This window comes from Pandoraea sp. PE-S2T-3 (genome assembly GCF_002179965.1).
Lineage (GTDB): Bacteria > Pseudomonadota > Gammaproteobacteria > Burkholderiales > Burkholderiaceae > Pandoraea.
This window is the reverse complement of the sequence record NZ_NGUQ01000018.1, coordinates 410,572-436,441: the sequence shown is the minus strand read 5'-3', so window position 1 is coordinate 436,441 and position 25,870 is coordinate 410,572. Positions and strand designations below refer to the sequence as shown.

25 protein-coding genes are annotated in these 25,870 nt (G+C 64.3%); 14 read left to right on the top strand and 11 right to left on the bottom strand.

The genetic code is table 11. From position 1 onward, the window contains the following. Nucleotides 1-8: 8 nt before the first annotated feature. A complete protein-coding gene (locus tag CDV46_RS17370; RefSeq protein WP_058377237.1) occupies nucleotides 9-962 on the top strand; it encodes a LysR family transcriptional regulator in 954 nt (317 codons plus the stop codon). An 8-nt stretch (nucleotides 963-970) separates the two neighbouring features. On the opposite strand, the gene CDV46_RS17365 is transcribed toward CDV46_RS17370, so the two are convergent. Next, the gene (locus CDV46_RS17365) at nucleotides 971-1,717 is read right to left on the bottom strand and encodes a GntR family transcriptional regulator (protein WP_170936041.1); all 747 of its coding nucleotides are present in this window, start codon (nucleotides 1,715-1,717) and stop codon (nucleotides 971-973) included. 561 nt (nucleotides 1,718-2,278) lie between these two features. On the opposite strand from CDV46_RS17365, the gene CDV46_RS17360 reads away from it, so the two are divergent. From CDV46_RS17360 to CDV46_RS17310, 11 genes are all read left to right on the top strand, one after another. Further along, nucleotides 2,279-3,310, top strand: a complete 1,032-nt coding sequence (locus tag CDV46_RS17360; RefSeq protein WP_087723887.1) for an ABC transporter substrate-binding protein — start codon at nucleotides 2,279-2,281, stop codon at nucleotides 3,308-3,310. After that, on the top strand, nucleotides 3,307-4,167 hold the full coding sequence (locus tag CDV46_RS17355; RefSeq protein WP_087689707.1) for an ABC transporter ATP-binding protein: 861 nt from the start codon (nucleotides 3,307-3,309) through the stop codon (nucleotides 4,165-4,167). The genes CDV46_RS17360 and CDV46_RS17355 overlap by 4 nt, the downstream gene beginning before the upstream one ends. Continuing rightward, nucleotides 4,155-4,925: an ABC transporter permease gene (locus CDV46_RS17350; protein WP_087723885.1), complete on the top strand. Its 771-nt coding sequence runs from the start codon at nucleotides 4,155-4,157 to the stop codon at nucleotides 4,923-4,925. Before CDV46_RS17355 ends, CDV46_RS17350 begins: the two co-directional genes overlap by 13 nt. 105 nt (nucleotides 4,926-5,030) lie before the next feature. Next, complete coding sequence (locus CDV46_RS17345; RefSeq protein ID WP_087689703.1) at nucleotides 5,031-5,453, top strand: cupin domain-containing protein; 423 nt, start codon at nucleotides 5,031-5,033, stop codon at nucleotides 5,451-5,453. Next, nucleotides 5,443-6,516 carry an Ldh family oxidoreductase gene (locus CDV46_RS17340; RefSeq protein WP_087723883.1) on the top strand — a complete coding sequence of 358 codons (1,074 nt, stop codon included), beginning with the start codon at nucleotides 5,443-5,445 and terminating at the stop codon, nucleotides 6,514-6,516. The genes CDV46_RS17345 and CDV46_RS17340 overlap by 11 nt, the downstream gene beginning before the upstream one ends. Nucleotides 6,517-6,547: 31 nt before the next feature. Further along, nucleotides 6,548-6,949: a RidA family protein gene (locus CDV46_RS17335; protein WP_087723881.1), complete on the top strand. Its 402-nt coding sequence runs from the start codon at nucleotides 6,548-6,550 to the stop codon at nucleotides 6,947-6,949. Between the two features lie 59 nt (nucleotides 6,950-7,008). Further along, complete coding sequence (locus CDV46_RS17330; protein WP_087723879.1) at nucleotides 7,009-7,929, top strand: fumarylacetoacetate hydrolase family protein; 921 nt, start codon at nucleotides 7,009-7,011, stop codon at nucleotides 7,927-7,929. Between the two features lie 25 nt (nucleotides 7,930-7,954). Next, the gene (locus CDV46_RS17325) at nucleotides 7,955-8,893 is read left to right on the top strand and encodes a VOC family protein (protein ID WP_087689697.1); all 939 of its coding nucleotides are present in this window, start codon (nucleotides 7,955-7,957) and stop codon (nucleotides 8,891-8,893) included. A gap of 63 nt (nucleotides 8,894-8,956) precedes the next feature. After that, a complete protein-coding gene (locus CDV46_RS17320) occupies nucleotides 8,957-9,919 on the top strand; it encodes an amidohydrolase family protein (protein WP_087723877.1) in 963 nt (320 codons plus the stop codon). A 144-nt stretch (nucleotides 9,920-10,063) separates the two neighbouring features. Continuing rightward, nucleotides 10,064-10,645, top strand: a complete 582-nt coding sequence (gene ruvA / locus CDV46_RS17315) for a Holliday junction branch migration protein RuvA (RefSeq protein WP_058377247.1) — start codon at nucleotides 10,064-10,066, stop codon at nucleotides 10,643-10,645. A gap of 37 nt (nucleotides 10,646-10,682) precedes the next feature. Next, on the top strand, nucleotides 10,683-11,591 hold the full coding sequence (locus tag CDV46_RS17310; RefSeq protein ID WP_058377248.1) for a LysR family transcriptional regulator: 909 nt from the start codon (nucleotides 10,683-10,685) through the stop codon (nucleotides 11,589-11,591). A gap of 43 nt (nucleotides 11,592-11,634) precedes the next feature. Here CDV46_RS17310 and CDV46_RS17305 read toward each other — a convergent pair whose 3' ends face one another. Together CDV46_RS17305 and CDV46_RS17300 are read right to left on the bottom strand one after the other, a co-directional pair. Further along, nucleotides 11,635-12,660 carry a MerR family transcriptional regulator gene (locus tag CDV46_RS17305; protein ID WP_087723874.1) on the bottom strand — a complete coding sequence of 342 codons (1,026 nt, stop codon included), beginning with the start codon at nucleotides 12,658-12,660 and terminating at the stop codon, nucleotides 11,635-11,637. A gap of 193 nt (nucleotides 12,661-12,853) precedes the next feature. After that, nucleotides 12,854-14,173 carry an MFS family transporter gene (locus CDV46_RS17300; RefSeq protein ID WP_058377250.1) on the bottom strand — a complete coding sequence of 440 codons (1,320 nt, stop codon included), beginning with the start codon at nucleotides 14,171-14,173 and terminating at the stop codon, nucleotides 12,854-12,856. 557 nt (nucleotides 14,174-14,730) lie between these two features. Here CDV46_RS17300 and CDV46_RS17295 point away from each other — a divergent pair. Then, nucleotides 14,731-15,678, top strand: a complete 948-nt coding sequence (locus CDV46_RS17295) for a 2-hydroxyacid dehydrogenase (protein WP_087723872.1) — start codon at nucleotides 14,731-14,733, stop codon at nucleotides 15,676-15,678. Between the two features lie 5 nt (nucleotides 15,679-15,683). Next, the gene (locus CDV46_RS17290) at nucleotides 15,684-16,442 is read left to right on the top strand and encodes a GntR family transcriptional regulator (RefSeq protein WP_087723870.1); all 759 of its coding nucleotides are present in this window, start codon (nucleotides 15,684-15,686) and stop codon (nucleotides 16,440-16,442) included. A gap of 13 nt (nucleotides 16,443-16,455) precedes the next feature. Here CDV46_RS17290 and CDV46_RS17285 read toward each other — a convergent pair whose 3' ends face one another. From CDV46_RS17285 to CDV46_RS17250, 8 genes are all read right to left on the bottom strand, one after another. Then, the gene (locus tag CDV46_RS17285; protein ID WP_087723867.1) at nucleotides 16,456-18,114 is read right to left on the bottom strand and encodes an ABC transporter ATP-binding protein; all 1,659 of its coding nucleotides are present in this window, start codon (nucleotides 18,112-18,114) and stop codon (nucleotides 16,456-16,458) included. Between the two features lie 50 nt (nucleotides 18,115-18,164). Then, on the bottom strand, nucleotides 18,165-18,950 hold the full coding sequence (locus CDV46_RS17280; protein ID WP_087723865.1) for an SDR family oxidoreductase: 786 nt from the start codon (nucleotides 18,948-18,950) through the stop codon (nucleotides 18,165-18,167). Next, nucleotides 18,947-20,509 (bottom strand): class I adenylate-forming enzyme family protein, encoded by a 1,563-nt coding sequence (locus tag CDV46_RS17275; protein ID WP_087723863.1) that lies wholly within the window; start codon nucleotides 20,507-20,509, stop codon nucleotides 18,947-18,949. The genes CDV46_RS17280 and CDV46_RS17275 overlap by 4 nt, the downstream gene beginning before the upstream one ends. A 49-nt stretch (nucleotides 20,510-20,558) precedes the next feature. Continuing rightward, nucleotides 20,559-21,470 (bottom strand): ABC transporter permease, encoded by a 912-nt coding sequence (locus CDV46_RS17270; protein ID WP_087723860.1) that lies wholly within the window; start codon nucleotides 21,468-21,470, stop codon nucleotides 20,559-20,561. 53 nt (nucleotides 21,471-21,523) lie between these two features. Further along, complete coding sequence (locus CDV46_RS17265) at nucleotides 21,524-22,516, bottom strand: ABC transporter permease (RefSeq protein WP_087723858.1); 993 nt, start codon at nucleotides 22,514-22,516, stop codon at nucleotides 21,524-21,526. Between the two features lie 24 nt (nucleotides 22,517-22,540). Beyond that, nucleotides 22,541-24,202, bottom strand: a complete 1,662-nt coding sequence (locus CDV46_RS17260; RefSeq protein ID WP_087723857.1) for an ABC transporter substrate-binding protein — start codon at nucleotides 24,200-24,202, stop codon at nucleotides 22,541-22,543. A 98-nt stretch (nucleotides 24,203-24,300) separates the two neighbouring features. Beyond that, the gene (locus CDV46_RS17255; RefSeq protein ID WP_087723854.1) at nucleotides 24,301-24,729 is read right to left on the bottom strand and encodes a PaaI family thioesterase; all 429 of its coding nucleotides are present in this window, start codon (nucleotides 24,727-24,729) and stop codon (nucleotides 24,301-24,303) included. Further along, entirely contained in the window at nucleotides 24,726-25,742 is a 1,017-nt protein-coding gene (locus CDV46_RS17250) for a quinone oxidoreductase family protein (RefSeq protein ID WP_087689677.1), read from the bottom strand. Before CDV46_RS17250 ends, CDV46_RS17255 begins: the two co-directional genes overlap by 4 nt. Between the last annotated feature and the right edge of the window lie 128 nt (nucleotides 25,743-25,870).

The following is a 25,870-nucleotide window of genomic DNA, read 5'->3' as shown; positions in this document are numbered from 1 at the left end:
GACTGCGCATGGATTGGACCCACCGCTTGCGTCTGCGCAACTTGCAGATGCTGCTGACCCTCGCGGAGACCGGCAACATGAGCCAGTCGGCGGCGTTGCTCAACACCACGCAGCCCGGCCTGTCGAAGTGGCTGAAAGATCTGGAAGACGATATCGGCCTGCCGCTGTTCGAGCGTCAGGCGCGCGGCTTGCGGCCGACGGCCTACGGGGAAGCCCTGATCGAACACGCGCGCCGCATCGAGGCACAGCTCGACACCGCACGCGACGATCTCGACGCGATGCGCGAGGGCGGCAGCGGGCTGGTGGCGATCGGGACGTCGGGCGCATCGTCGGCGGATACGGTGCCGCTGGCAGTGCTACTGCTGTTGCAGCGCATGCCGCGCGTGCAGGCGCGCGTGATTGAAAACACGATGGACCGGTTGATGAACCAGCTCGCGCACAGCGAAATCGACATCGTGGTGGGACGTTCGGCGCCGGAATTGCAGGATCGCAGCGTGCGCGCGGAAGCGCTCTATCTTGAGCCGCTGCACTTTGTCGCGCGTGCCCGGCATCCGGTGTTTTCGCTCGATCAGGTGGATTGGCCCGACATGCAGCGCTATCGCTGGGTAGTCTGGCCGCGCGGCACCCCGATTCGTAACGCATTGGAAGCGGCGCTTGCTGAGGCGGGCTACCCGTTGCCGAGCGATACGGTCGAATCGAATTCCACCATCCTCAACCTCACGCTGCTCAACAATAGCGACATGATCGGGCTGGCGTCGCATCGCACGGCGAGCCGCTTGCAGGCACTGGGCGCATTGCGCATCGTGCCGCTGCGACTCGCAGGCTTCGGCGCCATTTCGATGTACTGGCGCGACGACGGTGCAAACCGCGCGGCCGTGGTGGCCGCGCTGGATTGCCTGCGCAGTGCGGCGAATCGCTCGTTAGGCGACGCCGTTGCGGGCATCGAAAGCGACGGGCAGTAACTGGGTAATCAGCCTGCGGGCGCGACACGCCGGCGTCGCAGCGACGCCAGATGCGCGGCCATCGCATTGGACGCCGCCACACTATCGCGCGCTTCAATCGCGTCGAGCACGGCGTGGTGCTCGTCCTGCGTGTGCGGAAGGTCGCCGGGCGCCAGCACCCGCAGCTTCCAGAGCCGTGCGGAGCGCTCGTGCAGCGAGCGCATGATGTCGGTCAGTGCGCTGTTGCCTGCCGCCTCGGCAATCACGGCATGAAAGTCGTGATCGATCTGCATGAAGCGGTCGCGATCGTCGTCGCGATTCAATTCGCTCGACGCCGCCAGCAGCGCGCGCATGCGAACCAGTTGCTCGTCAGTGCGACGTTGTGCAGCCAGTGCTGCCACGTTGGCTTCCACGGCCCATCGCGCTTCGAGCAGATCGAGAATCTCGTCCATCGACTCGCGGCGAATCTGCAAACCCTTACGCGGAATGATGTCGATCAGGCCTTCGAGCTTGAGACGTTGAATCGCGTGATGCACCGGTGAGCGGCTGAAGCCGATGAGCTCACAAATCATCAACTCGTTGAACAACTGACCGGGACCGAATTCGAGCGACAGAATGCGGCGCTTGATCTCGTCGTAAGCTTGTTCGGCAAGCGACGGCCCCTTGCGGATACGTGTCGACGTGTTGCCGTTGGCGTCGCGTGAGGGCGCGGCGTGTGACGTGCGGATCGGTTGTGCGGCGCTGGCCGTGGCGGGCATCTCTTTAAAGCTTTTCATCGATTCTTTCCAACGGGATGACGCCTGCGGGGCAGGCAAGCGCGGCGATGCCACTTCGGGGTCAGGCAAATGGCCAGTTGCGCGAGGGCAACCGAGCGGCGTACGTCGCGCCAGGTGGCGATTGCATCGGCCACGACAGGCTGCGCGCATTCTATCGCAGCGCCATCTCGCGTCTGCCGCTGTCGACATGCGGCCAGCGACGCGCCGCACACACCAGCCGCCATGAGGCGCCGCGTCAGCAGTCCGACTGCCGCGCGACGGCATAACCGCAACGCCCGGCGTACCGTCTGACGCATCGACTGATGCAGCGCGCACCGAACCACGCCGCCAATGTTCAGAAGCCGCGTCGACATCGCTTCACGACCCAGAAACCTCGACATGAATAATTTTCCGGTTGCAATTCTGTAACATATCACACAACATTTCACACACTATATTACGACCCGCAAGCGCACACAACTGCTTTTCTGGGAAGTGTGAAGGGTGTAGTTCCTACCCGCAGCGGGGCGTGAGCATTGGCGTGCAAGTGTCATCGGCTGGTATCTCCTTGGGAGTCGGGTAATGGCAATGAACAGCAAGCGTCGGCAGGTAGTACAGGCGATCGGGGCCGCGACAGCGGGTTGGATGGCGGGGTCGTGGGGCAGCGCGCACGCGCAGAACAAGCCGCCGGGCGAGCTCACCTTGTCGCTCGATTTCACGGTACTCGGACGTCACGCGCCGTGGTACGTCGCCCTCGGCAAGGGGTACTTCAAACAAGCCGGTCTGAACGTCAAGATCGTGCCGGGGCAGGGCACCGCCCAAGCCATTCAGGCACTCGAATCGGGGATCGCGCAGTTTGCGTTTTCCGATGTGGTGTCGCTGGCACTGGCCCGCGCTCGCGGCGCCAGCAGCGCGCGCTTCGTGGCGATGAACTACCAGAGCGCGCCCTACGCCATCTTCTCGCTCGCGTCAGGCGCCAACGCCGGCTCGCCCGACAAGCTCACCGGTCTCGAAGTCGCCAGCGGCGCGGGCAGTTTCTCGCCCAAGGTGATTCAGGGCTTCATGAAGCAGCACAAGCTCGACCCAGCGTCGATCAAGTTCGTCAACGTCGACGGCTCGGCGCGCGTGAGCATGCTGCTGAGCAAGAAGGTGCCGGCCATCGAGAACTTCATCTTCAGTCAGGTAGGCATCGAGAAAGTCTTGCCGCCGGGGCAACTGACCACGTTGCTGCTCGCGTCCAACGGACTGGAGTTGTACGCCAACGGCCTGCTGGTGAAAGACGAAATGATCAAGGCGCAGCCCGACACCGTGCGCGCTTTCGTCAAGGCGGCGATGCAGGGTTGGCGCGACACATTGGCCGATCCCGAGGGCGCCGCCACTGTTATGGCGAATTACGTGCCCGGTCTTAATCACGAAGTTGCCGTGGGCGAAATCAAGTTGCTCGCCACGCTCGCGCAGAGCCCGGCGACCCAGCAGAACGGGTTGGGCTGGATCGACGCCGATCGCATGAAACGCAGCCTCGACTTCATCGCGCAGAACATCGGCATCACCGGCAAGGCCCCCACCGCGGCCGAGTTGTACACGACAGAATTTCTACCGAAGGTGGGCGCATGAACGCACCTCGCGACGCCGCGCACGCCATTGCGTCTCAAGCCAGCGCGGCTCCCGCTGCTCAACCCGCTGTTCAACGTGTTTCCCAGCCGTTCGCCGAAATCGAAGGCGTGAGCAAGGTCTACCCGCCGCGCGGCAAGAATGCGCAGACGGTCGCGCTGGAGAGCGTGAGTTGCAGTTTCGAAGCGGGCCAGCTGGTCGCGCTGCTGGGGCCGAGTGGTTGCGGCAAGACCACGTTGTTGCGTGTGGTCGCCGGGCTGACTCGCCCGACGACCGGCGTGGTGCGCATCGACGGGCAGCCGATTACCGGCGCGCAGCGCGACTTCGGCATCGTGTTCCAGAGTGCGAATCTGATGCCCTGGCGCAACGTACTGACCAACGTGTTGTTCCCGATGGAAATCCTCGGGCGCGCCGACGCCGCAGCCAAGTCACGGGCACGAGAACTGCTTGAGCTTGTCGGTCTGGCATCGTTTGCCGACGCCCGGCCGCACGAACTCTCCGGCGGCATGCAGCAACGCGTGGCGCTCTGCCGTGCGCTGATTCACGCGCCGCGCCTGTTGCTGATGGATGAGCCCTTCGGTGCACTCGACGACTTCACCCGCATGGAGATGCACGACTTGCTGCTCAATGTGCGCGAGCACACCCGCGCTGCGGTGATGTTCGTCACGCACAGCATTTCCGAGGCGATCTACCTCTCCGATCAGGTACTCGTGTTCAGCCGCCGCCCGGCGAAGATTGCCGAGCGCATCGACATCGATCTGCCGTATCCGCGCACGCAAGAAATGCGCTTCACGCCGCAGTTCACCGCGTACGAGCGCCATGCAAGCGCGTCGCTGGGAGTCGTGAAATGTCAAAAGTGAATCTCCGTGCCGTGGCCTATCCGACGCTGGGCATCGTCTTCGTCATCGTGCTCTGGCAGCTCTACGTCACGATGTTCAACGTCTCCATCGCGGTGTTGCCCACGCCTGCCCAGATTGCGCAGTCGTTCGTCAGCGACCGTGCCGCGCTCGTCTCGCAAGGCTGGGTGACGTTGCAGGAATGCATCTACGGCTTCGGACTGGCGTTCATTGTGGGCGTGCCTATTGCCTTCGTCATCGCGAATTCCCCCGTACTCAACCGCATGTTCTATCCGCTGCTCATCGCGATGCAGTCGGTGCCGAAAGTCGCGCTCGCACCGATCATTCTCGTGTGGCTGGGCACCGGCATCGAATCGAAGCTCGCGCTCGTCTGGCTGGTGGCGTTCTTCCCCATCGTGGTCGATACCGCTGCCGGGCTGCGTAACACGCCGGTGAGCCTGCTGGAACTGGCGACGTCGTTGCGCGCCACGCGCATGCAGATATTCACCAAGATCCAGATGCCGGCGGCGCTGCCGCACATCGTCTCGGGGGCCAAGATCGCGGTGACGCTGGCGGTCATCGGTGCGGTGATCGGTGAGTTCGTGGGGAGCAACGAGGGTTTGGGCAATCTGTTGCTCGTGGCGAACTCGCAACTCAACACGCCGCTGGCGTTCGCCGCCTTGATCTCACTCGCGATTCTGGGGCTTGGGTTGTACGGCGCCGTCGCGCTGATCGAAGTGGCGCTGCAACCGTGGCTGCCGCATACCGCCGAGGCCGCGTAGCAGGAGCGGAAGCCGCATTGAAAGGTTACGCATCAACAGACGCGCCGTTGTGCAGGCACACCGACGCACCGATACGTCCGACACGTCATACAGGGAGATCGCTCCATGAGCAGTGAAGACCGCCAGTCCGCACCCACGGGTGCCCCGATGCCCTCGCTTGCCGAGATCCTGCTGCACAGCGAAGCGATGCCGTGGCGCGACAAGTCGCTCGCGGGCATTGCCGAAAAAATGTTCTGGCGCGACGAGGCCACCGGCGCATCCATCGCGCTCATCAAGTTCTCGAAAGGCGCGGGTATTCCGGCACCGCATTCGCATGCGTCGAACCAGTTCATGTACTGCCTGAGCGGGAAATACGAATACACGTCTACGGGTGTGACGCTGCTGCCCGGCAGCTTCTACTGCAACCCCAAAGGCAACGTGCACGGCCCGACGATGGCACATGAAGAAACCATCGTGGTCGAGATTTACGATGGTCCGCATTACCCGCAAAAGCCTGACTGGTACACGGACGAGCGCGATGCCCACTGAACACGTTCCTGACGGTCTGCCGCCCGCGCAACTGCACACGCTGATCGCCGCGTTGTTCACGGCGGCGGGCGTGTCGGCGGCGGGCGCGGAGATCGTCGCGCACGCACTGGTAGCGGCCGACATCAGCGGCAAGGCGTCGCACGGTGTCATGCTGGTGCCGATGTATCTGGCACGCATGAAGGCAGGTTCGGTGACGTCTGCCGACGAAGCGCAGATCGTGCACGACGGCAAGACCACGCTGGTGCTCGACGCCGCGAACGGGCTCGGCCAATTGAGCGCGCATCAGGCCTGCCATCTCGCCACCGTTCGGGCGCGGGAATATGGCCTTGCGATGGTGACCGTGCGTAACGCATTTCACTTCGGCGAAGCGGGCTACTGGGCGCGTCGCATGGCGGATGCGGGATGTGTGGGCATCGCCATGGCCAACACGCGGCCATTGATGCCTGCTCCCGGTGGTGCGCAACGGCGTGTCGGCAACAACCCGCTCGCCATCGCCATGCCTCATGCCGACGATGTGCCGGTGGTGCTCGACATGGCGATGAGCGCCAGCGCGATGGGCAAGATTCGGCTCGCGGAACGCGCTGGCAAAACCCTTCCCGACGGCTGGGCCACCGACGCACAAGGTGCACCGACCCGCGACCCGGCGACCGCCATTGCCGGCATGTTACTGCCGGCCGCGGGGCCGAAAGGCTTCGGGCTGGCGTTCATGGTTGATCTGTTGTGCGGCGGCTTGTCTGACGGCGCAGTGGGCAACGAAGTACAGCCGCTGTATGGCGACACCGCCACACCCTACGGCAGCGCTCAGGCATTTCTCGCTATCGATCCCTCGCACTTCGGCTTGCAACAACCGCTCGCACAACGTGCCAGCGATTTCGCGCGCGCCGTGCGCGAATCGCAGGCTGCACCTGGTGTCGCGCGTGTCTTCAGTCCCGGCGAACAGAGTTGGCAGTTCGCGCAGGACCATTGCGAACAGTGCCCCGTGTCAGCTGATACGGCCAGACAGTTGAGCGAACTCGCGCGCGCGGCCGGCATCGACGTGCCTGCCGCATGGCAATCCCTTTGACGTTTTCCCGCAGCAGAACAGGACTCTCATCATGGCAAAAGAACAGATCAGTACCGACGCCCTGCGCACACCCAATGGGCATTTCGCGCAGGCAACGACCATCGAGGCACGCGGCAAGCTCGTGTTCATCTCGGGCATGACGGCACGTTGCCCCGACGGCAGCATTGCGGGTGTCGGCGACATCGAAGCGCAGACGCGTCAGGTGTGCGAGAACATCAAGAATGCGGTGACCGCTGCGGGCGGCACGCTCGATGACGTGTGCCGTGTGGATGTGTACGTGCGCAACATGGAGCACTTCGAAGCCATTCACAAAGTGCGTCGCGAATACTTCCGTCCGCCACTGCCCGCATCGACGATGGTCGAGGTCACGAAAATGGTGTCGCCCGACTATCTCATCGAAATCAATGCGATCGCCGTATTGCCCAACGCCTGACGGCTTTTCTTGATGCGATTCGAATCCTGCAAGACAACGCGAGACAACTGAGACACGTCATGGCTTTCGCTACGCTGCTTCACAAGAATCAACAACGTATCGCCATTCGTCACGACGACGCATGGGTGCTGCTGCCGGTCGCCATGGGCGATATGGTTTCCCTGATCGAAGGCGGTGCCCCCGCACTTGCGCAGGCGCGCGAGTACGCCACGGCGGCACAGGCCGAGCGCGTGCTGGCAAGCGATGCGCATTTGCTCGCCCCCATCACGCGTTTTCGCCGCGACGTACTGTGTACGGGCTGGAACTACTGGGATCACTTCGAAGAAGGCAAGGGCAAGCGCGACGGGCAGGATGTGCCGAAGCCGACCGCGCCGACGTTCTTCACCAAGGGACCGGACACCGTCCTCGGCCCGTACGACGACATTGCCTACGACGCCACCGTCTCCGCCAAATGGGATTACGAAGCCGAGATGGTTGTCGTGATCGGCAAGCCGGGCCGCAGCATTCCGGTGGAACGTGCGATGGAGCACGTGTGGGGCTATTGCCTCGCGAACGACGTATCGCAACGCGATCTGCAACGCCGTCACGGCGGGCAATGGCTAAAGGGGAAGTCGATCGACGCCTCGATGCCGCTCGGCCCGTGGCTGGTGCCTGCCGACGAAATCGACCCGGCACGCGTGCATCTCGAATGCGTGGTGAACGGCACGGTGCTGCAATCGGCCAGCACGGCGCAGATGGCCTTCTCCATTCCTGAGCTCATCGCGGAACTGTCGTTCGGCATGACCTTGCGCGCGGGCGATGTGCTGCTCACCGGCACGCCGAGTGGCGTGGGTAACGCACGCGAGCCGCAGATTTTTCTGCACGAAGGCGACGACGTCATCGTGCGCGGCAGCGGGCTGGGCGAGTTGCGCAATCGTCTGGTGAAGGCGAATCTGCGTGGCGAATCCGGTGTGAAGATCGACGCACCGGTACAGGCCTGACGACGGCAACTCGACGAGGATTCTCATGGACAAGGTGGCAGTCAGCGGACTCAATGGCTTCGGTATGACGGTGCCGGATCTGGAGAGCGCGAGCAAGTTCTACGGCACGTTCGGTCTCGACGTGACGCCGTCCGCCGATGGGCGGGCGCTGTTGTGCAATTGCCTCGGCCGCAGCGGCGACGAAATCGTCCTCACGCGCGGCGATCAGAAGCGGCTGCATCATCTGTCGTTTCGTATCGAGCCCGACACCGTCGACGCCTTCGTCACCCAAATCGAAGCCAACGGTCTGAAGGTGCACACGCAAGCGCCCGGTGACTGGCAACGCGAGGGCCTGTGGTTCGAAGACCCGTGGGGCACGTGGATTCATCTGCTGCCCGCGGCGGCGCAAGCCCTGCCGCGCGTGGCGATGCCGACGTACAACTTCGGCGGCGAGTCGCGGCGGGTAGACGTCAATCTGTGGCAAACGCTGGACAAGTCGCGCGTACCGTTGCGTATCGGTCACCTGCTGATCTTCACGAACGAATGGGAGCGCGCCGAGCGCTTCTATGCGGATGTTCTCGGCCTGCGAACGACGGACCGCGCGGCGGGCAAAGTGGCGTTCATGGCGGCAGGTGTGGGCGTGATCGACCACCATTGCTTCGGGCTGATCAACAGCACGCACCGGGGCTTTCAGCACGCGAGCTTTCAGGTGCCGGGCTTCGACGATATCGGCTACGGCGCGTGGCGCATGCGTGACGCCGGCTATGGCGACGGGTTCGGGCCGGGGCGGCACGCCATCGCGTCGAACCTGTTTCACTACGTGCGCGACCCGTGGGGCAGTTGGGTCGAGTTCTACGCCGACATGGACAAGATCACCAGCGCGTGGGTGTGTCGCGACTGGAATGACCTGCCTTACACGTGGGGGCCGCGCTGGTCGCCCGAGTTCTGGGGCAAGGACATGAACGCGAATCTGGAGCCACGCTGATCGTCGCTGAAGCCGGCAGATGACCGGCATGCGGCAGTGGGCAACACAACCGGAGCAAGGGCCATGGCAATACCTCGCATTGCGCTGGATGTACACGCGCACCTCGCCCCCATCGAGCCATCGCGGCTGTTGGGCATTGACGGCGTGCGCTGGGACGCTTCGCAGCGCAAGCTCGACGTCGACGGTCACATCGTCGGCATCGGCGCACTGTTCTCGCCGGAATCGCTGATCGCGTGGATGGACGAGCAAGGCATCGAGCGCGCTTGGGTGTCGATTCCCCCGCCGCTATATCGCGCGCATCTCGCTGAAGAGGGCGCGCGTGTCTGGTGCCGGTATGTCAACGATGCGCTGGCCGATGTTTGTGCGAAGCACGAGTCGCGACTCTCCGCGCTGGTGCATCTGCCGCTTGAGCATCCCGAACTGGCGCAAGAAATCGCGGCGGCAAATACTCGGGAGACGCGTTACGCAGCGGCGGCTGGCGGGTACGACGGCACGCTGTCCGACGACGCTTATGCACCGTTATGGCGTGTGCTCGACCGGCAGGGGGCGTTCGTGTTCCTGCATCCGGGCCATTGCTGCGACACGCGCCTCGCCAACTTCTATCTCGAGAACCTGATGGGCAACCCGGTGGAGACTGCCGTGGCGGCCTCGCATCTGGTGTTTGGCGGCGTCGCCGCACGGCATCCGAAGATCCGCTTCTGTCTGGCGCACGGCGGTGGCGCAACAGCCATGCTCGCCGGCCGGTACGAGCGCGGCTACCGGACGGCCCGGCCCGGCGTCGATACGTCACTGCCGACGCCGCGCACGACGCTCGGGCGCTTCTATGTCGACAGCATCGTGCACGATCCGCAGGCGCTTGCGCTGAGCGCATCGGTGTTCGGGCGAGACCATGTGCTGTTCGGCTCCGACTGGCCGTTCCCGATGGGGCTGCTCACGCCGCACACGCAGTTGGCCGACGCCGACCCGGCGCTGGCCGAGGCTATCCGTACGGAGAACGCGCACAAGCTGCTCGACGGCCTGCGCTGAGCATTTTCGGATGACATTGCGCGGTTTGCTGCCGGGCGTGCGTCGTCGTAACCCATGCTGGCCGGGGCGCCGAAAGCTGGCCCCCGCGTCATGCCCGCCGTTTGCTACACTTGCCGCCTGAAAAGTCACTCTCTCGGGGCGTCAATGATTGGCCGCATCTCCGGCATCTTGCTGGAAAAGAATCCGCCGCATCTCCTGGTCGATTGTCAGGGCGTTGGCTACGAAATCTCGGTGCCGATGAGCACCTTCTTCAATTTGCCGAACGTTGGCGAGCGTGTGACGCTGCTCACGCAGTTCATCGTGCGCGAGGACGCGCAACTGCTGTTCGGCTTTGGCTCCGTGGACGAGCGCAACACCTTCCGCGAATTGCTGAAGATCTCCGGCGTGGGCGCACGCACCGCGCTCGCGATCCTCTCGGGCATGAGCGTGGCCGACATTGCGCAGGCCGTGACGCTGCAAGAGTCGGGCCGTCTGGTCAAGATTCCGGGCATCGGCAAGAAGACTGCCGAGCGTCTGCTGCTCGAACTCAAGGGCAAGCTCGGCGCAGAGCTGGGCACGGCGCCCGGTACCGCGAAGCCACACGATCACAAGAGCGATGTGGTCAACGCGCTGCTGGCACTGGGTTACTCCGACAAGGAGGCGCTCGCTGCCGTCAAGACCGTGCCCGAAGGCACGAGCGTGTCCGACGGTATCCGGCACGCGCTCAAGTCGCTCTCGAAGGGCTGATCTGACGCTCGCAAACCTGTTGGCGTGAGGAAACGGCATGCAACTCCGGTGGCTTGAAGACTTCGTCGAACTCGCACGCACGCGCAGTTTTACGCGGGCGGCCGAGAACCGTTTCGTCACGCACCCGGCGTTCGGGCGGCGCATTCGTGCGCTGGAAGAATGGGTCGGCACCCGGCTCGTGGAGCGCACCAAGCCGCTCGAACTCACCGCCGCAGGTACTGTTTTTCTCGATGCAGCGACCAACGCGCTTGAAATTCTGCACGGCGCCCGCACGCATTTGCAGGACGCCGCCCCCACGCTCGAAAACAACCTGAAGATCGCGACCGGCCGCACGCTGGCCGCGACGTTTTTCCCCGACTGGTATGAAGCGACGGCCTCGCGCATCGGCTTTTTCACGGCCACGCTCTCGACCAGCGGCGCCGAAGAAGCGATTCTGCGGCTGGCGTCGGGCGAGGTCGATCTGCTGCTCGTCTATTCGAGCCCGCACACACGATTGCTCATCGATCGCGAGCGCTTCGACTGGCTGACGGTGTCGCGTGAGGTGCTGGTGCCGGTGAGCGCGCTCGATGCCAAGGGGCGCGCGAAATACCGTCTGGCTGCCGGACCGACACCGATCCCATGGCTGGCGTTTGCCCGCACGCTCACCCTGCGTGCGGTGCTGGCGCGCCATCTGGCGGAAATGCCGAACCGGCCGACGCTCAAGCCTGTCTATCAGGCCGATTCCTATGAGGCGATTCTCGCGATGGCACGGCGTGGTGCCGGCATCGCGTGGCTGCCGCAGCGCTTGGTGGCCGATGACGTGAGCCGAGGCACCCTCGCCATCGTCGGTGGCAAAGACTGGCAGATCGGTTTCGACATCGCGCTGTACCGGCGGCGCCACCAGCCGCATCACGTGCTCGATGCCATCTGGCAGGCCGCCCAGCGCGACGCCGACGACGCGCCCTGAGCGCGCCGACCGGTCCCGTTTCCTCTGGATCAACTCACCTGCGTCATTGCGGCCGAAGCGACGCCATGCCCTGCTTGAGGTAGTCGATCAGGCGCGCATCGACCAACGTCCCCGCCATCAATTCCGGCTCGTTCATATGGGCGGTGCGAATCTTCGCGTGCGTCGCCGGGTTGTTGCCGGCATACGAACGGAAGTACGTCATCCACCGTTGCACGAGCGTCTGGACGTCGGGCGACTGCGGCGGCGTGCCTTTTTCCAGATGATCGCGTAGCTCGCCGATCAGCACGGGCCATTCATACGTGTAGGTCAGATAGTTCGCCTGCAAGAAGCGGAATTCATCCTCGTCGAGGTACTTCGCGTAGATCGCGAACTTCGTTTGCGCGAAGGCTTCCTGCACGAAGCGCATCAGTTCGGGTGTGATGCCGGTTTGCGTCACCATCTGCGATTCGGTCGTGTGCATGTGATTGAGCTTGGCGAGCAGCCGGGCGTCGCCGCCCGTGTCGCGCTCGACCATCGCCATCCAGCGGCGCGCGGCTGCCTGCGCCGCCGTGCTCCGGGGTGTGTCGCCGCTCGCCATCAGCGCCTGCACATGGGCCACCAGTGCGGGCCATTCGGTCTCGCGCGCGACGTCGTTCTGATACAGCGGCAGGCGGGCGAGTTCGTCTTTCGTGAAGTACTTGTCGTACATGGTCATCAACTCCAGCGTTGTCAGCCATTCGGCAAGATCCGGCGCTTCGCCGCTGTCCAGTTGCGTGCGCAAGCCGGTGAGCCGGTCGCGCAGCCGGGCGGCCTCGTCGATCTGATGCGTGAGCATGTCGATCTGGCGGGTAATCAGCGAGGCCAGCGGAACGTCGGGTCTTGCCAACCAAGTCCCGATGTCGGTGAGCGACATCCCGAAACGGCGCAGCGCCTGAATCTGGTGCAGGCGGGCAACGTCGTGGCGGTCGTAGAGTCGATAACCGGCATCGGAGCGCGCCGAAGGCGTGAGCAGGCCGAGCGTGTCGTAGTGGTGGAGCGTGCGCACCGTCAGGCCGCAGCGTTTGGCTAATTCACCGACTTTGAGCAGCATCCGGGCACTCCCATCATCTTCTGGCGTATGACAAGGCTGAAGGCTCACGTAACGTGAGGGTCAAGGGATTTTATGCGACTGATTCGGGGGAAGGGGGACTGAAGCAAGGCGGGAGGCTGAGCGTCCCGCCGGGGAGGCGGGACGTGTCATGCAGTGACAGACCGGCGCGAGCCCAGCGCGCCGGTCTGCGGCATCAATGCTCGTGATGCAGGTACTTCGCCTGGCGTGGCAAGCGCAGGCTGACGAAGAACGCGATCACCATCATGGCCGTGACATACCAGTAGAACGTCGGCTCCTGACCGGCCTTCTTCAGGCCGAGGGCCACGTATTCCGCCGAGCCGCCGAAGATCGCGTTAGCGACCGCGTAGGCCAAGCCCACGCCCAGTGCACGGACTTCCGTCGGGAACATTTCAGCTTTCACGATGCCGCTGATCGACGTGTAGAAGCTCACGATGGCCAGGGCCAGCGAGATCAGCAGGAACGCCGCGATCGGGCTTTGCACAGTCTTGAGCGCCGTCAGGATAGGCACCACGGCAATCGCACCGAGAAAACCGAACAGCAGCATGTTGTTACGACGGCCGATACGGTCCGACAGCATGCCGAAGATCGGCTGCATGCACATGTACACGAACAGACAGCCCGTCATGATGTAGCTGGCGGTCTTGATCGGCATGCCGGCCGTGTTGACCAGATACTTCTGCATGTAGGTCGTGAACGTGTAGAAGATCAGCGAGCCGCCGGCCGTGTAACCCAGCACCGTGAAGAACGCGGCCTTGTGGTTACGGAACAGACCCGCGAGCGTGCCGGCTTCGCTATTCGTACGGCTGGCAGCCGTCGAGGTTTCGTGCAGCGTACGGCGCAGCATGAGCGCCACCACGGCCGTGATCGCACCGACCACGAACGGAATGCGCCAGCCCCATGCCTTGAGTTCGGCTTCGTCGAGCAACTGCTGTAGCACCACGACCACGAGCACGGCGAGCAACTGGCCGCCGATGAGCGTCACGTACTGGAACGACGAGAAGAAGCCGCGACGGCCCTTGAGCGCGACTTCACTCATGTAGGTTGCCGTGGTGCCGTACTCGCCACCGACCGACAGACCTTGCAGCAGACGTGCGAACAGCAGCAGCGCCGGTGCCCAGTTGCCGATGCTGGCGTACGTGGGCAGCGCGGCGATGAGCAGCGAGCCGAAGCACATCATCATCACGGAGATGACCATCGAGTTCTTGCGGCCCTGACGGTCGGCGATACGGCCGAAGATCCAGCCGCCGATCGGGCGCATCAGGAAGCCCGCCGCGAACACACCCGCTGTGTTGAGCAACTGCGCCGTCGGGTCGGAACTCGGGAAGAACGCCGGCGCGAAGTAGATCGCGCAGAACGCATAGATATAAAAGTCGAACCACTCGACCAGATTCCCGGACGAGGCCGCCACGATGGCGAAGACGCGTTTGCGCACTTCTTCCGGCGTGGGCGGGGCGTTGGTGGTGTCGGCGCTCGTTGTGACTGTGTCTCTCATTTCTATTGGCGATGTGCGGCATCGCGTTAATCACGTTGCAACATGACGCAAATGCGATGGGTCCATCCAATATGCACTTCACACATTAACGAATCCGCACATCGCGTCGCGGGGGCGGGGCAACTATAGCGGTTACCCGCAGGCCGGGGCAATGCCCACGCGCCGGATTGATCATTTCGGAATTGGAAATAATCGCCGGGATTGTTGCGTTGCAGCATGGTGATCAACCGCGTCAGGCGGTGATCTGCACAGGGTGACGGCCTGTTTCGGCAGGGAGTACGAGGGCGCAAAAATTCTTTGAATTTCTCGCCATGCGAGACAGGGCCGGGCACGCGACCCGTTGTGAACCGCTGCCAACCGCTGCCAACCGTTATGACCCGGATGCAAAGCTTATTTCTCCCGGGCACTTATTTGCTTTTCGATATCCATTGGTTAGCCGCGCGTGGGCGGGTCATTACCATGAAGGGCTACTTCGTCCGCTGGGCCGCACACATGCCGGCCGTCTGAAGTGGTCCGATTTGGCCCGATTCGGCCAGAAGCAAACCAGCAGTGAAGTCATGCAAGGCGATACGTTATTGATCAAGTCGGGCGGTGAGGCGGCGCTCACGGAGTGGCAGCATCATTTCGCTCGCCTGATGCCCGGACTGCGGGTGTACGGCTGGGACGATCCCTTCGTCGATGCACGCTGCGTGAAATACGCGCTCGTGTTTCAGCCCGATCACGGGCGGCTGGCCGACTACCCGAAATTGCGATTGATTTTGAGCGCGGCAGCGGGCGTCGACCATATTCTGGCGGACCCGGCGTTGCCGGCGGATGTGCCGATCGTACGCATGATGACCGACGAAACGCGCGAGCGCATGAGCGACTACGTGACGTGGGCGGCGCTCTCCATCGTGCGGGACATGCCGGTACTGATTGCCGCGCAGCGCGATGGCGAGTGGGCCAACGCGCGCACGGGGCGGCTCGCCCGCGACACACGCGTCAGTGTGCTGGGGCTGGGCGAACTGGGCCGTGCCGTGGCGACGCGGCTGCGAGTGCATGGCTTTCAAGTGAACGGTTGGGCGCGCACGTCGAAGTCGCTCGACGGCGTGAACGTCTTCGCCGGTGAATCGCAGCGCAACGCGATGCTCGCGCAGACCGACATTCTGATCAATCTTCTGCCCGATACGCCTGCGACGCGGGGCATTCTGGATCGCGGGTTATTCGCTCGGCTACCGACCGGCGCCAGTCTGATTCAGGTCGGGCGCGGTGCGCATCTGGACCGGCAGGCGTTGCTCGACGCCCTCGACAGCGGCCGATTGCGCTCGGCTGTGCTCGACGTCTTCGATCTCGAACCGCTGCCCCCCGGCGACGCGCTGCGGCGGCATCCGAAGATCGTCATCACGCCGCATATCGCCTCCACCGTGTCGTATGCGGCGCGGGCGCGGCAGGTGGCCGATGTGCTCGGTGCGCACTTGCGAGGCGCGCCACTGCCGTTTGTCTACGACGCTACGCGAGGGTACTGACGCCCATGAAATTCTCATCGAATGCTTCACCCGACGCGGGGGGAGGCCCGGCACCCGCCGATGTCGCCGCCATCGCACGCGGCGAAGAAGCGTATGAACGCATCCGGCGCGACGTGCTGGCCTGCGCGATCATGCCGGGCACGATCATCAGCGAGGCGGAACTGATGCGCCGCTACGAGATTGGCCGTGCCAGTTGCCGGGTCGCGCTCGTACGGCTCGTGCATGAAGGGTTCGCGCGTGCGATTCCCCGGCAAGGCTACCGCATCGCGCCCATCACGCTGGCCGACGTCGAAGAGATCTTCAACCTCCGCGCGCAGCTTGAGCCCATGGCCGCCCGGCTGGCCTGCGGCAATATCGACACCGACCTGCTACAGCGCTTGAACGACGCCTGCGAAGCCCCCAATGCACACAAGCCCATCGGTCATCAGATCGACTGGTTTTTGCATACCAACCGAAAATTCCATCTGACGATCGCGGCGGCCAGCGGCAACGCCCGGCTGTATCGAACGCTGGCCGGGTTGATGGACGATATGGAACGGCTGGTGTCGCTGGGCTTTGGCGTGCAGGGCATCCGGCCCCGCATCGAGAGCGATCACGAAAGCATCATCTCGGCCTTGGCGGCGAGCAACCCGTCGCGCGCCGAAGCGCTCGCCCGCCGTCATATCGAGACCTTCCTTGCGCAGACGAAGGAACAGGTGTTCGCCAGTCTGTCGACGGCAGGTGCGTGGCTGCCGTACTTCTCCATCGCCGAATTGCGCAAGTAGTCTCATCGCCGGATCAGGCAGCGGAGAGCGACGGTGCGTCGCGCCAGCCGCGCCCCGGAATGGCATCGAGCAGCGAGCGCGTGTACGGATGCGACGGCGCGCCGAAGATCGCCGACGTATCGCCATACTCGACCACGTTGCCCGACTTCATGACCGCGATGTGATCACACAATTGCGCTGCCACACGCAAATCGTGCGTGATGAATACCATCGACAGGCCAAGCTCCGATCGGAGCCGTGCGAGCAGTCGCAGCACCTGCGCCTGCACGGAGACGTCGAGCGCGGAGACCGGCTCGTCGGCCACCAGCACTTTGGGCCGCATGGCCAGTGCGCGAGCGAGCCCGATGCGTTGGCGCTGTCCTCCGGAGAATTCGTGCGGAAAGCGATCGAGTGCGTCGGCAGATAACCCCACAAGTTCGAACAACTCGCGCGCGTGGTCATGGGCCTGCTGGTGAGATTCACCACGCGCCATCGGCCCTTGCGTGACGATATCGCCGACGCGACGGCGCGGGTTGAGCGAACTGAACGGATCCTGAAACACCATCTGGATATCGAGCCCCTTCACGCGCGACGCTGCATCGAGAGATTCTGGCGCTAGGTCCGCATCGCGATAGAGAATGCGCCCGGCGTCGGGCGTCACCAATCGAAGGATCGTTCGCGCGAGTGTCGACTTGCCCGAACCGCTTTCACCGACGATCCCGAGCGTCTGACCGCTGCCCACTTGCAGATTCACATCTCGCAAGGCGGCCGTGTGAAGGTGCTTCTTGCCGAGCCAGCCATGTTTGCCGTAGGACTTCTGGACTTTCTCGATACGCAGCACCGGTGGCGTGACGTCCGGTGTGTGTGGCGTGTGGCCACCCCGCGCTGACGATGGCTCGAACGACGGCAACTCAGGCACCGCTGCAATCAATGCACGCGTGTAGTCGTGCGATGGACGTGTGAGCACTGCATCGACCGTCCCCTGTTCGACGATCTTGCCGTGGCGCATCACCGCGACGCGATCGGCAATCTCGGCAACCACGCCAAAGTCGTGCGTGATGAACAACACGCCGGTGCCCTTGCGTTGCTGAAGATCGCGAATGAGCGTGAGGATTTGCGCTTGCGTGGTCACATCGAGCGCGGTAGTCGGCTCGTCGGCAATCAACAATTCGGGTTCCAGTGCAAGCGCCATTGCAATCATGGCGCGTTGCCGCTGCCCGCCGGAGAGTTCGTGCGGGTATCGCTTCGCGGCGTCGGAGGGCGACGGAATCTGCACCGCATCGAGCCAGTCGAGCATGCGCGCCCGGATGGTACTGCCGGGCAGCCGCGTGTGCGTGCGATAGACCTCGGCGATCTGATCGCCGATGGTGCGCAGCGGGTTGAGCGCAGTCATCGGCTCTTGAAAGATCATGCCGATGCGCGAGCCTCGCCACCGGCGGCGCTCGGCTTCGGGCAACGTCAGCAGATTGCCTTCGCCGTGCCACGCGATACGTCCGGCACTGGCCTGTACGCCAGAGGGCAGCAGTCCCAGCAGCGCGCTGGCGGTCATCGACTTGCCCGAGCCGCTTTCGCCCACCATGCACAGGATTTCGCCCTGCCCGAGTGAGAACGACACGTCGTGCAGTGCATGACGGCGATCTGCATTGGGCGGCAGATCGAGGGTGAGATGTTCGACGTCGAGCAGAGAGGTCATGGTGACGATCCGTGAAGTTCGCGAAGGGGCCGCGAGTCGTTGGTGAGCGCTCAGAGGCGCTGACCACCGCTCGCGTCAATACATTGGCCGGTGATCCAGCGCCCGGCGTCGCTGGCGAGAAACGCCACGATGTCCGCAATATCGCGGGGCTCACCGACGCGCCCGAGGGCGACCGTGCGGGCGATCTCCTGACTCGCGACCGGGTCGCTCGCGCGCCGGTTCAGATCGGTGGCGGTCGCGCCGGGCAACACGGCGTTGACCGTGATGCCGCGTGCGCCCAGTTCTGCGGCGAGCAGCAGCGTGAACGCTTCCAGTCCGGCTTTCGCTGGCGCATAAATGCTCATCTCGGGATAGGCCGCGCGTGTGCCAATGGACGACACATTCACGATCCGGCCCCCGTCGCGCAGTGCGCCCAGTGCCCGTTGCGTGAGGAAGAACGGCGATTTCAGGTTGACTTGCAACACGCGGTCGAAGTCTTCCGGCGTCACGGCATCGATGCGCGCGCGCAAGCCCACGCCAGCGTTGTTCACGAGAATGTCGAACTGCGGCGCAAGATCGTGTTCAGTCAGTGCCGAAAGGAAGCGCTCGACGAGTGCGCTCGCGCCATCCGCTGCGGACAGATCCGCGTTCACCGCGAACGCTTTCGCCCCACTGGCGATGAGTGTTGCAACGAGGTCGTCGGCGTCCTGTTTCGCGGCGTTGTAATGCACGGCGACCGTAGCGCCGCGTGCGGCCAGTGCCTTGGCGATCGCGCGGCCGATACCACGGCTTGCGCCGGTGACCAGCGCGACTTTGCCGTCGAGACGAATGGGGTCTGTCGGGGGGACGAGCGTCATGACGTGAGGGCTCCGGAGGTGTGGGTGTTGTTGTGACGGCTGTCGCTCCAGCCACCTTGAGATTCCAGCGCCCGAGCCTGTTGCAGCAACGCGTGGCGATCGACCTTGTTGGTGCCCGCCCATGGCAGTTCGGTGACGAACGAGACGCGGCGCGGATGCTGATAGGCCGGGCCGTTGGCGAGCGCGTGTTGCTTGAGCGCTTCAACCGTGAGCGTGCTGCCCGGCTGGCGCACGACGAACGCGACGGGCACGGCAGCGCGCTCTTCGTCGGGCAACGGCACCACGCTGGCCTGACGAACTTCCGGGTGCGCTTCGAGCAGCTTCTCGACTTCGACCGGATAGATGTTTTCGCCTGCGCAGACGAACATGTCGTCGGCGCGACCGACAAAGTAAAAGAACCCATTGGCATCGCGGCGCATCACGTCGCCGCTGTAATACCAGCCGTCATCGAGCACTTGTGCCGACTTCTCCGGCAGACGGTGATACCCATGCATGACCGCCGGGTTGCGCATGCACAGCACGCCTTGGTTGGCGTCGGGGCCGTCGACGAGCTTCACGGCGTCGGGCGAGATCGGATAGCCGAGCGCGAGCGGGGGCAGGGGGATGCCTTCGGGATGCTGGCCGAAAATGCTGGGCCCCGCCTCCGTCGTGCCGTAGCCGTGGTGGATGTGCGTCTTGGGGAATGCGGCCTGAATGCGGTCGAGCAGCGCCACGCTCATGGGGGCTGAGCCGAGCATGACGCGTGCGAGCGCCGGGAAATCGCGCCCGGCCAGCGTCTGCGGGTCTTTGATCAGACGCGCGAACATCGTCGGCACGGCGGTCAGTACAGTGATGCGGTAGCGCTCCAGTGCGTCGACATACGACGGTACATCGAACGACGGCAGAATCACGATCGTGCCGTTCACCGAAAACGCGCGTTTCGCCATGAACAAGCCATTCATGTGAAAGAGCGGTTGCGCGAGCAGATAGCGCTCTGCCGCCGGGTCTTTCGGCTTGGCGTAGTTGACGGCCAGCGCCCAGAGTTGTCCCGCATGCGTGAGCGGCACGCCCTTGGGCTTGCCGGTCGAGCCGGACGTGTAGAGCATCTGCGCGACGTCGTCATCCTGCGGTTGCACGGACGGGAAGTCGGCCGGCTGCACTTGCGCGGCGAAGCCTTCCGGACCGGCGTCGTCGAAGTCGATCACGGGCACGCGCGCAGCGAGCGCCTCGCGGCGGGCACCGTCGACGAACGCGAGGGCGATGTCGGCGTCATCAATCACGTAGTCGAGAATTTCGCGCGACTGCTTGATGTTGATCGGCACGGCAATGTATCCGGCACGCATGATGCCGAAGTAGGCGATCAGGAACTCCGCGCGGTTGAGCGAGGCGATAGCGACATGCGCGCCAGCGGGCAGGCGGCGCGCGCGCAACGTGGCGGCAACACCGCCCGCCAGCCGGTGAATATCGGCGTGCGTGTACGTGACCGGACGGGCCGCATCGCGCAGGTCGACGATGGCGGGCGTGTCCAGAGGAAGGGTTCGGTCGACAAGGTCGCCGAGGTTATGCCAGCGGTGAGTCATGACGTTCAGGCAACAAAAGAGGTAACAAGGTCAGCGCAAAGTCGCGGAATCAGCGTTTGCGCAGTGACGGATTGAGGGCGTCGTTCAGGCCGTCGCCGACGAGGTTCAGCGCGAGTACGGCGAGCATGATCGCGATGCCGGGTTCGGCGCACAGATACCAGGACGAGCGGATCAATGTGCGGCCCTCGCCGATCTGGCGGCCCCAGCTCGCGACGTTCGGATCGCCCAGACCGAGGAACGCGATGACCGACTCGTACAGAATCGCGCCGGCCACCACGAGCGTGCCCATCACGAGCACGGGCGGCAGCGCATTGGGCAGCACTTCGCGCAGGGCGATGCGCCACGGCGACAGGCCGACCGTGCGGCACGCCTGCACGAACTCGCGTGACTTGAAAGAGAGGCATTCGGCGCGTGTCAGCCGCGCAATGGGCGGCCACGACACGAGCGCTACGGCGATCACCGTGTTCTCGATGCGCGGCCCGAGAATCGCCACGACGGTCAGCACGAACACCACGTTGGGGACGATCTGGAACAGTTCGGTGAAGCGCATGAGCACTTCGTCGAGCCAGCCGCCCCACCACGCCGCCATGGCCCCGATGCTCACGCCAATCGCCGTGGCGGCCAGACTCGCGACGAGCCCGATGGCGAGCGTGGCGCGTGCGCCATGGGCGAGCAGGGCGGCAATGTCCCGTCCGAGCGCGTCGGTGCCGAGCGGGTATTGCCATTGCTCGAACGGCCAGAGTTCGGGTGCTGCCACGATGCGCAGCGGGTCACCCGGATACCACCATCCCGCCCCCAACGCGACGATGACGATGAGCGCGAGCAACACCGCGCCCGCCACGGCGCCGCGATGACGCACGAATTGTTGCCACGCGCGGTGGTCGCGCTTGGTTCGGGCTTTGCCACCGGAGGCACCGGCCGGGGCAAGCGCATCGAGTGTCGGATCGGCGGAAGAAGTCATAAGCGTGTAGCCGGGGGCTTTGGAAGTACCTTGAAGTGCCGCGAGCGAGCCGCTCAGGACGCTTGTGTCCGGATGCGGGGATCGAGTCGCGTGTAGAGCAGATCGACGGCGATATTCGCGACGATGACGAGCGCCGAACTCAGCACGAGCAGACCGAGCACGACCGGGTAGTTGCGGCTCATCACGCTGTCGAACAGCACGCCGCCGATGCCGGGCCAACTGAACACGGCTTCGACGACGATGCTGCCGCCGAGCACCGTGCCCAATTGCAGGCCGAGCAGCGTGACCACCGGCAACATGCCATTGCGCACCATGTGCCGCACGATCACCGCGCGGCGTGTGAGTCCTTTGGCGAGTGCAGTGCGCACGTAATCCTGCCGTGCGACTTCGAGCATCGACGCGCGCATGACGCGTGCATAGGTGGCCGCGTAGAAAAGGCCAAGCGTGAGGGCGGGCAGTGCGAGGTGATGCAGCACGTCGAGCGACGCATGCCACGCGCCGATGACACCGGTGCCGTAGTCCATGCCGATGGTCGTCATGCCGCCCACGGGAAACCAGCCGAGCTTCACCGAGAACAGAATGATCATCATGATGCCGAGCCAGAAACTCGGTGCGGCGAAGCACACCACGGCGGCGGCCGAGACGAGCGTGTCGCGCCACGTGTTGACGTTCACCGCCGCCACGACCCCTGCCGTCACGCCCACCAGCACGGCAATCACCAAGCTAGCGAGCATCAGCACGAGCGTGGCCGGCAGGTGCGCCATGATCACGTCGAACACCGGCAGGTTGTGACGATACGAATAGCCGAGATCGAGATGCGCGACGGCGTTGACGTAATGCAGCAACTGCTCCCACAGTGGCTTGTCCATGCCGTACGTCACGCGCAGGCGCTCGATCAATGCCGGGTCGGTGACCTGCTGCTCGGCGGTCATCACGTCGAGCAGCGTGCCGGGCACCGACTGGATCAGGCAGAAGTTCATGACGATGACGCCAAGCAGCAGCGGCACGGCCTGCACCAGACGGCGGAACAACAGACGCGTCACCATGGCAGTCGCCTCCTCATCGAGCCGTCACGACGCAAGCCAGACGTCGGCGAGCGCATCGCCCTGCACGTTGGCACTGGTCGTGGCGCTGCGCACGTTGGTGCGCGAGAGCGTGAACGATTCCATCTCGACGAGCGGCACCAAAGGCGCATCGGTGGCCGCCAGACGGGCGAAGTCGTGCGCGAGCTGCTTGCGTTTGGCGTTATCGGTCTCGACCGTGAGCCGGTCGACCAACGCATCCATGGCCGGGTTCGAATAGCCCGTCGCGTTGCGGAACGCCGCGCCCTTGACGATGCCGTCCGTCGTGAAGAATTGCGTCACCACCGGCACCAGCTCCAGCGGCGCGGTGAAGTTCGACACGGCGATGTCGTAGTCGTAATCGCTGTAGATGCGCTTGAGTGCCGTGGCACGGTCCACCGAATCGAGCTTCACGGTGATGCCAACGTCCTGAAATGCCTGCTTCAGATACTGGCCGAGCTTCGCGTTCTCTTCGAACCACGCGGCGGCGACGAGATTGATAGTGAAGCGCGAGCCGTTCTTTTTGGGCAGCCCGGCGGCATCGAGCAGCGCGTTGGCCTTGGCCGGGTCGAACGGATACTTGGGCACGTCGTCGGTGAAGAACTGCGGGTTGCTGCGGAAGATCGGCGACACCGCCGGTTTGCCGCGCCCGAAGTAGATCGTGTCGATGATGAACTTGCGGTCGATGGCGAGCAGCAGCGCCTGCCGGACTTCACGGCGTTTGACGTGTTCGCGTCGTTGATTGAATTCGACGGTGACCGTCCACGCGGCGTTTTCATAGCCCTTGGTATCGAGCACGATCTTGCCGGTCTTGACCAGACGGTCGATCTCGCGCCCGGGCACCGGGTTCGAGAATGCCACGCCGAGTTCGCCGGTTTCCAGCGCGGCGGCGCGCGACGCCGGGTCGCCCCACCAGCGGATGATCAGCTTGTCCGGATACGGCTGCGCCGCGTTCCAGTACTGCTCGTTGCGGGAATACGCGACGTGGCTGCCGCGCACCCATTGCCCGTACTTCCACGGGCCGGTGCCGACGGGCGTGTTGTTGAGCGGGTTCGTGATGATGTCTTTGCCCGCATACAGATGCTTGGGCACGACGACCTGATACTGACCGGCGAGAATCGACTTGAAGAAGAACTCCGGCACCGGGGTGGTGAATTCCAGCTTCACGGTATGCGCATCGACCGCGCTCACACGCTTGAGCGCCTTGAGCGCGACACCCGCAGAGATCGGCTTCCAGTGTTCCTGCACGTTGTAGACGACATCTTCGGCAGTGAACGGCGTGCCGTCGTGCCAGCGCACGTTCTGACGCAGCGCGACGGTATAGGTTTTGAAGTCGGCAGAGGCGCGCACGTCGGTCGCAAGCACCGGCTGAAACGCCAGCTTCTCGTCGATCTTCAGCAGGCGTTCGAGAATCTTGGTCGAGGTCATGAACGGGCTGGAGCCACCACCGCCCGGCACAAACAGCGCCTGCGGCTCGAGCCCGCCCCAACTGGCCACGAGCGTGCCGCCACGGCGCGGGACAGCAGCACCCGGCGCATCGGCCGCCACGGCACGCGTCGGCGAGATCAGCCAGCCCGTGGTGCCGGCAACAGTGGCAGCGGCGGTGGCGAGCGTGCCGCCAGCGGTGCGGTAGAGGAAGTGGCGTCGGGACATGCCCCGGGTATTGCGCATGATGAACTCCGGAAAACGCGGCACTCACGCGTTTGCGCTGGTGCCTTGATACGTGTGGCGAATGTCGTTGCGGCGGGTTGGCCGCATCAATTAGTGCTTCAGGCCGGTGGCAGCGTGGCGTAGCTCGCGCGGCCGATGGCCACGAGGGCACCCTGCGAATTAAAGAGATCGACGTCGGCTACGCCGATGCTCTTGCCGAGGCGGCGCACACGCGCGACGGCGCGCAGATCGGTATCGATGGCCGGGCGCAGATAATCCACGCGGAAGTTGACCGTCGGCAGACCGCGGCCGACGAGCATGCCCACGGCAAAGTCGCCGACCGTGTCGATCACGGCCGCGAGCGGGCCGCCATGCCACTGACGGGTGCCCGAGCCGCGCTCGAACGCGTTTTGAAACGGAATCTCGACGTCGAGCGTTTGCGCGTCATGGTCGATGCCGGTCACGCGCATGCCGAGCCACGCGATGAAGGTCGACTTGTCGAAGGCCTGCTGTACCTGTTCGGCGGATAGCGTAGTAGAGGTGCTCATGCGGCCACCAGTACCTTGCCGACGATCTGGCGGTTTTCCAGCGAGGCGAGGGCGTCGGCACCTTGTTCCAGCGGCCACTTCTTGTCGACGAGCACGCGCAGCTTGCCGGAGGCGACGAGGTCGAGCAGTTCGTGCAGGTCTTCGCGCTCCCAGCCGTTCGAGCCGCGCACTTGCAATTCGAACGTCCAGATGAAGCGCAGGTCTTCCTTGGGATCGAAACCGGCAGTGGCACCGCACGTCAGAATTCGGCCGCCTTGGCGCAGGCATCGCAGCGAGCGCGTCCACGTGTCGCCGCCGGTGAAGTTCACCACGACGTCCACGCCGCCGTTGTTACCGGCGCCGCGACGGCGTGCCGCCTTGCCGTAGCGCGTGCGCACGACTTCCACAAAGTCTTCTTCGGTGTAGAGAATGATGTCGTCCGCGCCGATTTCGCGCAGACGCTCGCCTTTCTCGACCGAGCCTGCACAAGCAATCACTTCTGCACCGGCCAGCTTGGCGAGTTGCACGGCGCACACGCCGACGCCGCCGCTGGCGCCGAGAATCAGCACGCGCTCACCGGCTTTCACCTGCCCGATGCGCTGCATCATGCGCAACGCAGTGCCATAGGCCACCGGCAATGCTGCGGCGTCGTCGAACGAGACGGCGTCCGGCAGACGCACGAGCTGGTGCGCTGGTACGCGGCACAGTTCGGCCAGACCGCCGTGGGTGGTCTCGCCTACGAGGCCGCCGGTCACGCGATTGATCGGGTCGACCAGCACGCGCTCACCGACTTGCCAGCCGTCGACGCCCGGGCCGATGCTGGCGATTTCACCGGCGACATCGAGCCCGATGATGACGGGGAACGGCAGCTTGATGCCGGGCATGCCGCGACGGGTGAACACGTCGTGATAGTTCAGCGACGAGGCGCGCACGCGCAGCACCACTTCGCCGTCACCGGCCACGGGATCGGGGAAATCGGTTTCGAGACGGAGGGCGTCGTTGCCGCCGTGTTCACGCAGGACAATGGCTTTCATAGTGGCGATTCGTCAGTTTCAGGGTGAGCGACGCCCTCGGGCAGTCGCCGATCATTTAAAAAGGAAAGCGGGAAACGAACCCTGTTGGTGCCTATCGATGCAGGACGCGGCTTATGTGGCTTGAGCCG

Coding starts and splice junctions, on each gene's coding strand:
- CDV46_RS17260 (WP_087723857.1), bottom strand. CDS start 24,202: ATGCGCAATACCCGGGGCATGTCCCGACGCCACTTCCTCTACCGCACC.
- CDV46_RS17270 (WP_087723860.1), bottom strand. CDS start 21,470: ATGACTTCTTCCGCCGATCCGACACTCGATGCGCTTGCCCCGGCCGGT.
- ruvA (WP_058377247.1), top strand. CDS start 10,064: ATGATTGGCCGCATCTCCGGCATCTTGCTGGAAAAGAATCCGCCGCAT.
- CDV46_RS17320 (WP_087723877.1), top strand. CDS start 8,957: ATGGCAATACCTCGCATTGCGCTGGATGTACACGCGCACCTCGCCCCC.
- CDV46_RS17285 (WP_087723867.1), bottom strand. CDS start 18,114: ATGACCTCTCTGCTCGACGTCGAACATCTCACCCTCGATCTGCCGCCC.
- CDV46_RS17280 (WP_087723865.1), bottom strand. CDS start 18,950: ATGACGCTCGTCCCCCCGACAGACCCCATTCGTCTCGACGGCAAAGTC.
- CDV46_RS17355 (WP_087689707.1), top strand. CDS start 3,307: ATGAACGCACCTCGCGACGCCGCGCACGCCATTGCGTCTCAAGCCAGC.
- CDV46_RS17365 (WP_170936041.1), bottom strand. CDS start 1,717: ATGAAAAGCTTTAAAGAGATGCCCGCCACGGCCAGCGCCGCACAACCG.
- CDV46_RS17335 (WP_087723881.1), top strand. CDS start 6,548: ATGGCAAAAGAACAGATCAGTACCGACGCCCTGCGCACACCCAATGGG.
- CDV46_RS17250 (WP_087689677.1), bottom strand. CDS start 25,742: ATGAAAGCCATTGTCCTGCGTGAACACGGCGGCAACGACGCCCTCCGT.
- CDV46_RS17255 (WP_087723854.1), bottom strand. CDS start 24,729: ATGAGCACCTCTACTACGCTATCCGCCGAACAGGTACAGCAGGCCTTC.
- CDV46_RS17275 (WP_087723863.1), bottom strand. CDS start 20,509: ATGACTCACCGCTGGCATAACCTCGGCGACCTTGTCGACCGAACCCTT.
- CDV46_RS17340 (WP_087723883.1), top strand. CDS start 5,443: ATGCCCACTGAACACGTTCCTGACGGTCTGCCGCCCGCGCAACTGCAC.
- CDV46_RS17345 (WP_087689703.1), top strand. CDS start 5,031: ATGAGCAGTGAAGACCGCCAGTCCGCACCCACGGGTGCCCCGATGCCC.
- CDV46_RS17325 (WP_087689697.1), top strand. CDS start 7,955: ATGGACAAGGTGGCAGTCAGCGGACTCAATGGCTTCGGTATGACGGTG.
- CDV46_RS17305 (WP_087723874.1), bottom strand. CDS start 12,660: ATGCTGCTCAAAGTCGGTGAATTAGCCAAACGCTGCGGCCTGACGGTG.
- CDV46_RS17265 (WP_087723858.1), bottom strand. CDS start 22,516: ATGGTGACGCGTCTGTTGTTCCGCCGTCTGGTGCAGGCCGTGCCGCTG.
- CDV46_RS17295 (WP_087723872.1), top strand. CDS start 14,731: ATGCAAGGCGATACGTTATTGATCAAGTCGGGCGGTGAGGCGGCGCTC.
- CDV46_RS17300 (WP_058377250.1), bottom strand. CDS start 14,173: ATGAGAGACACAGTCACAACGAGCGCCGACACCACCAACGCCCCGCCC.
- CDV46_RS17310 (WP_058377248.1), top strand. CDS start 10,683: ATGCAACTCCGGTGGCTTGAAGACTTCGTCGAACTCGCACGCACGCGC.
- CDV46_RS17370 (WP_058377237.1), top strand. CDS start 9: ATGGATTGGACCCACCGCTTGCGTCTGCGCAACTTGCAGATGCTGCTG.
- CDV46_RS17360 (WP_087723887.1), top strand. CDS start 2,279: ATGGCAATGAACAGCAAGCGTCGGCAGGTAGTACAGGCGATCGGGGCC.
- CDV46_RS17350 (WP_087723885.1), top strand. CDS start 4,155: ATGTCAAAAGTGAATCTCCGTGCCGTGGCCTATCCGACGCTGGGCATC.
- CDV46_RS17330 (WP_087723879.1), top strand. CDS start 7,009: ATGGCTTTCGCTACGCTGCTTCACAAGAATCAACAACGTATCGCCATT.
- CDV46_RS17290 (WP_087723870.1), top strand. CDS start 15,684: ATGAAATTCTCATCGAATGCTTCACCCGACGCGGGGGGAGGCCCGGCA.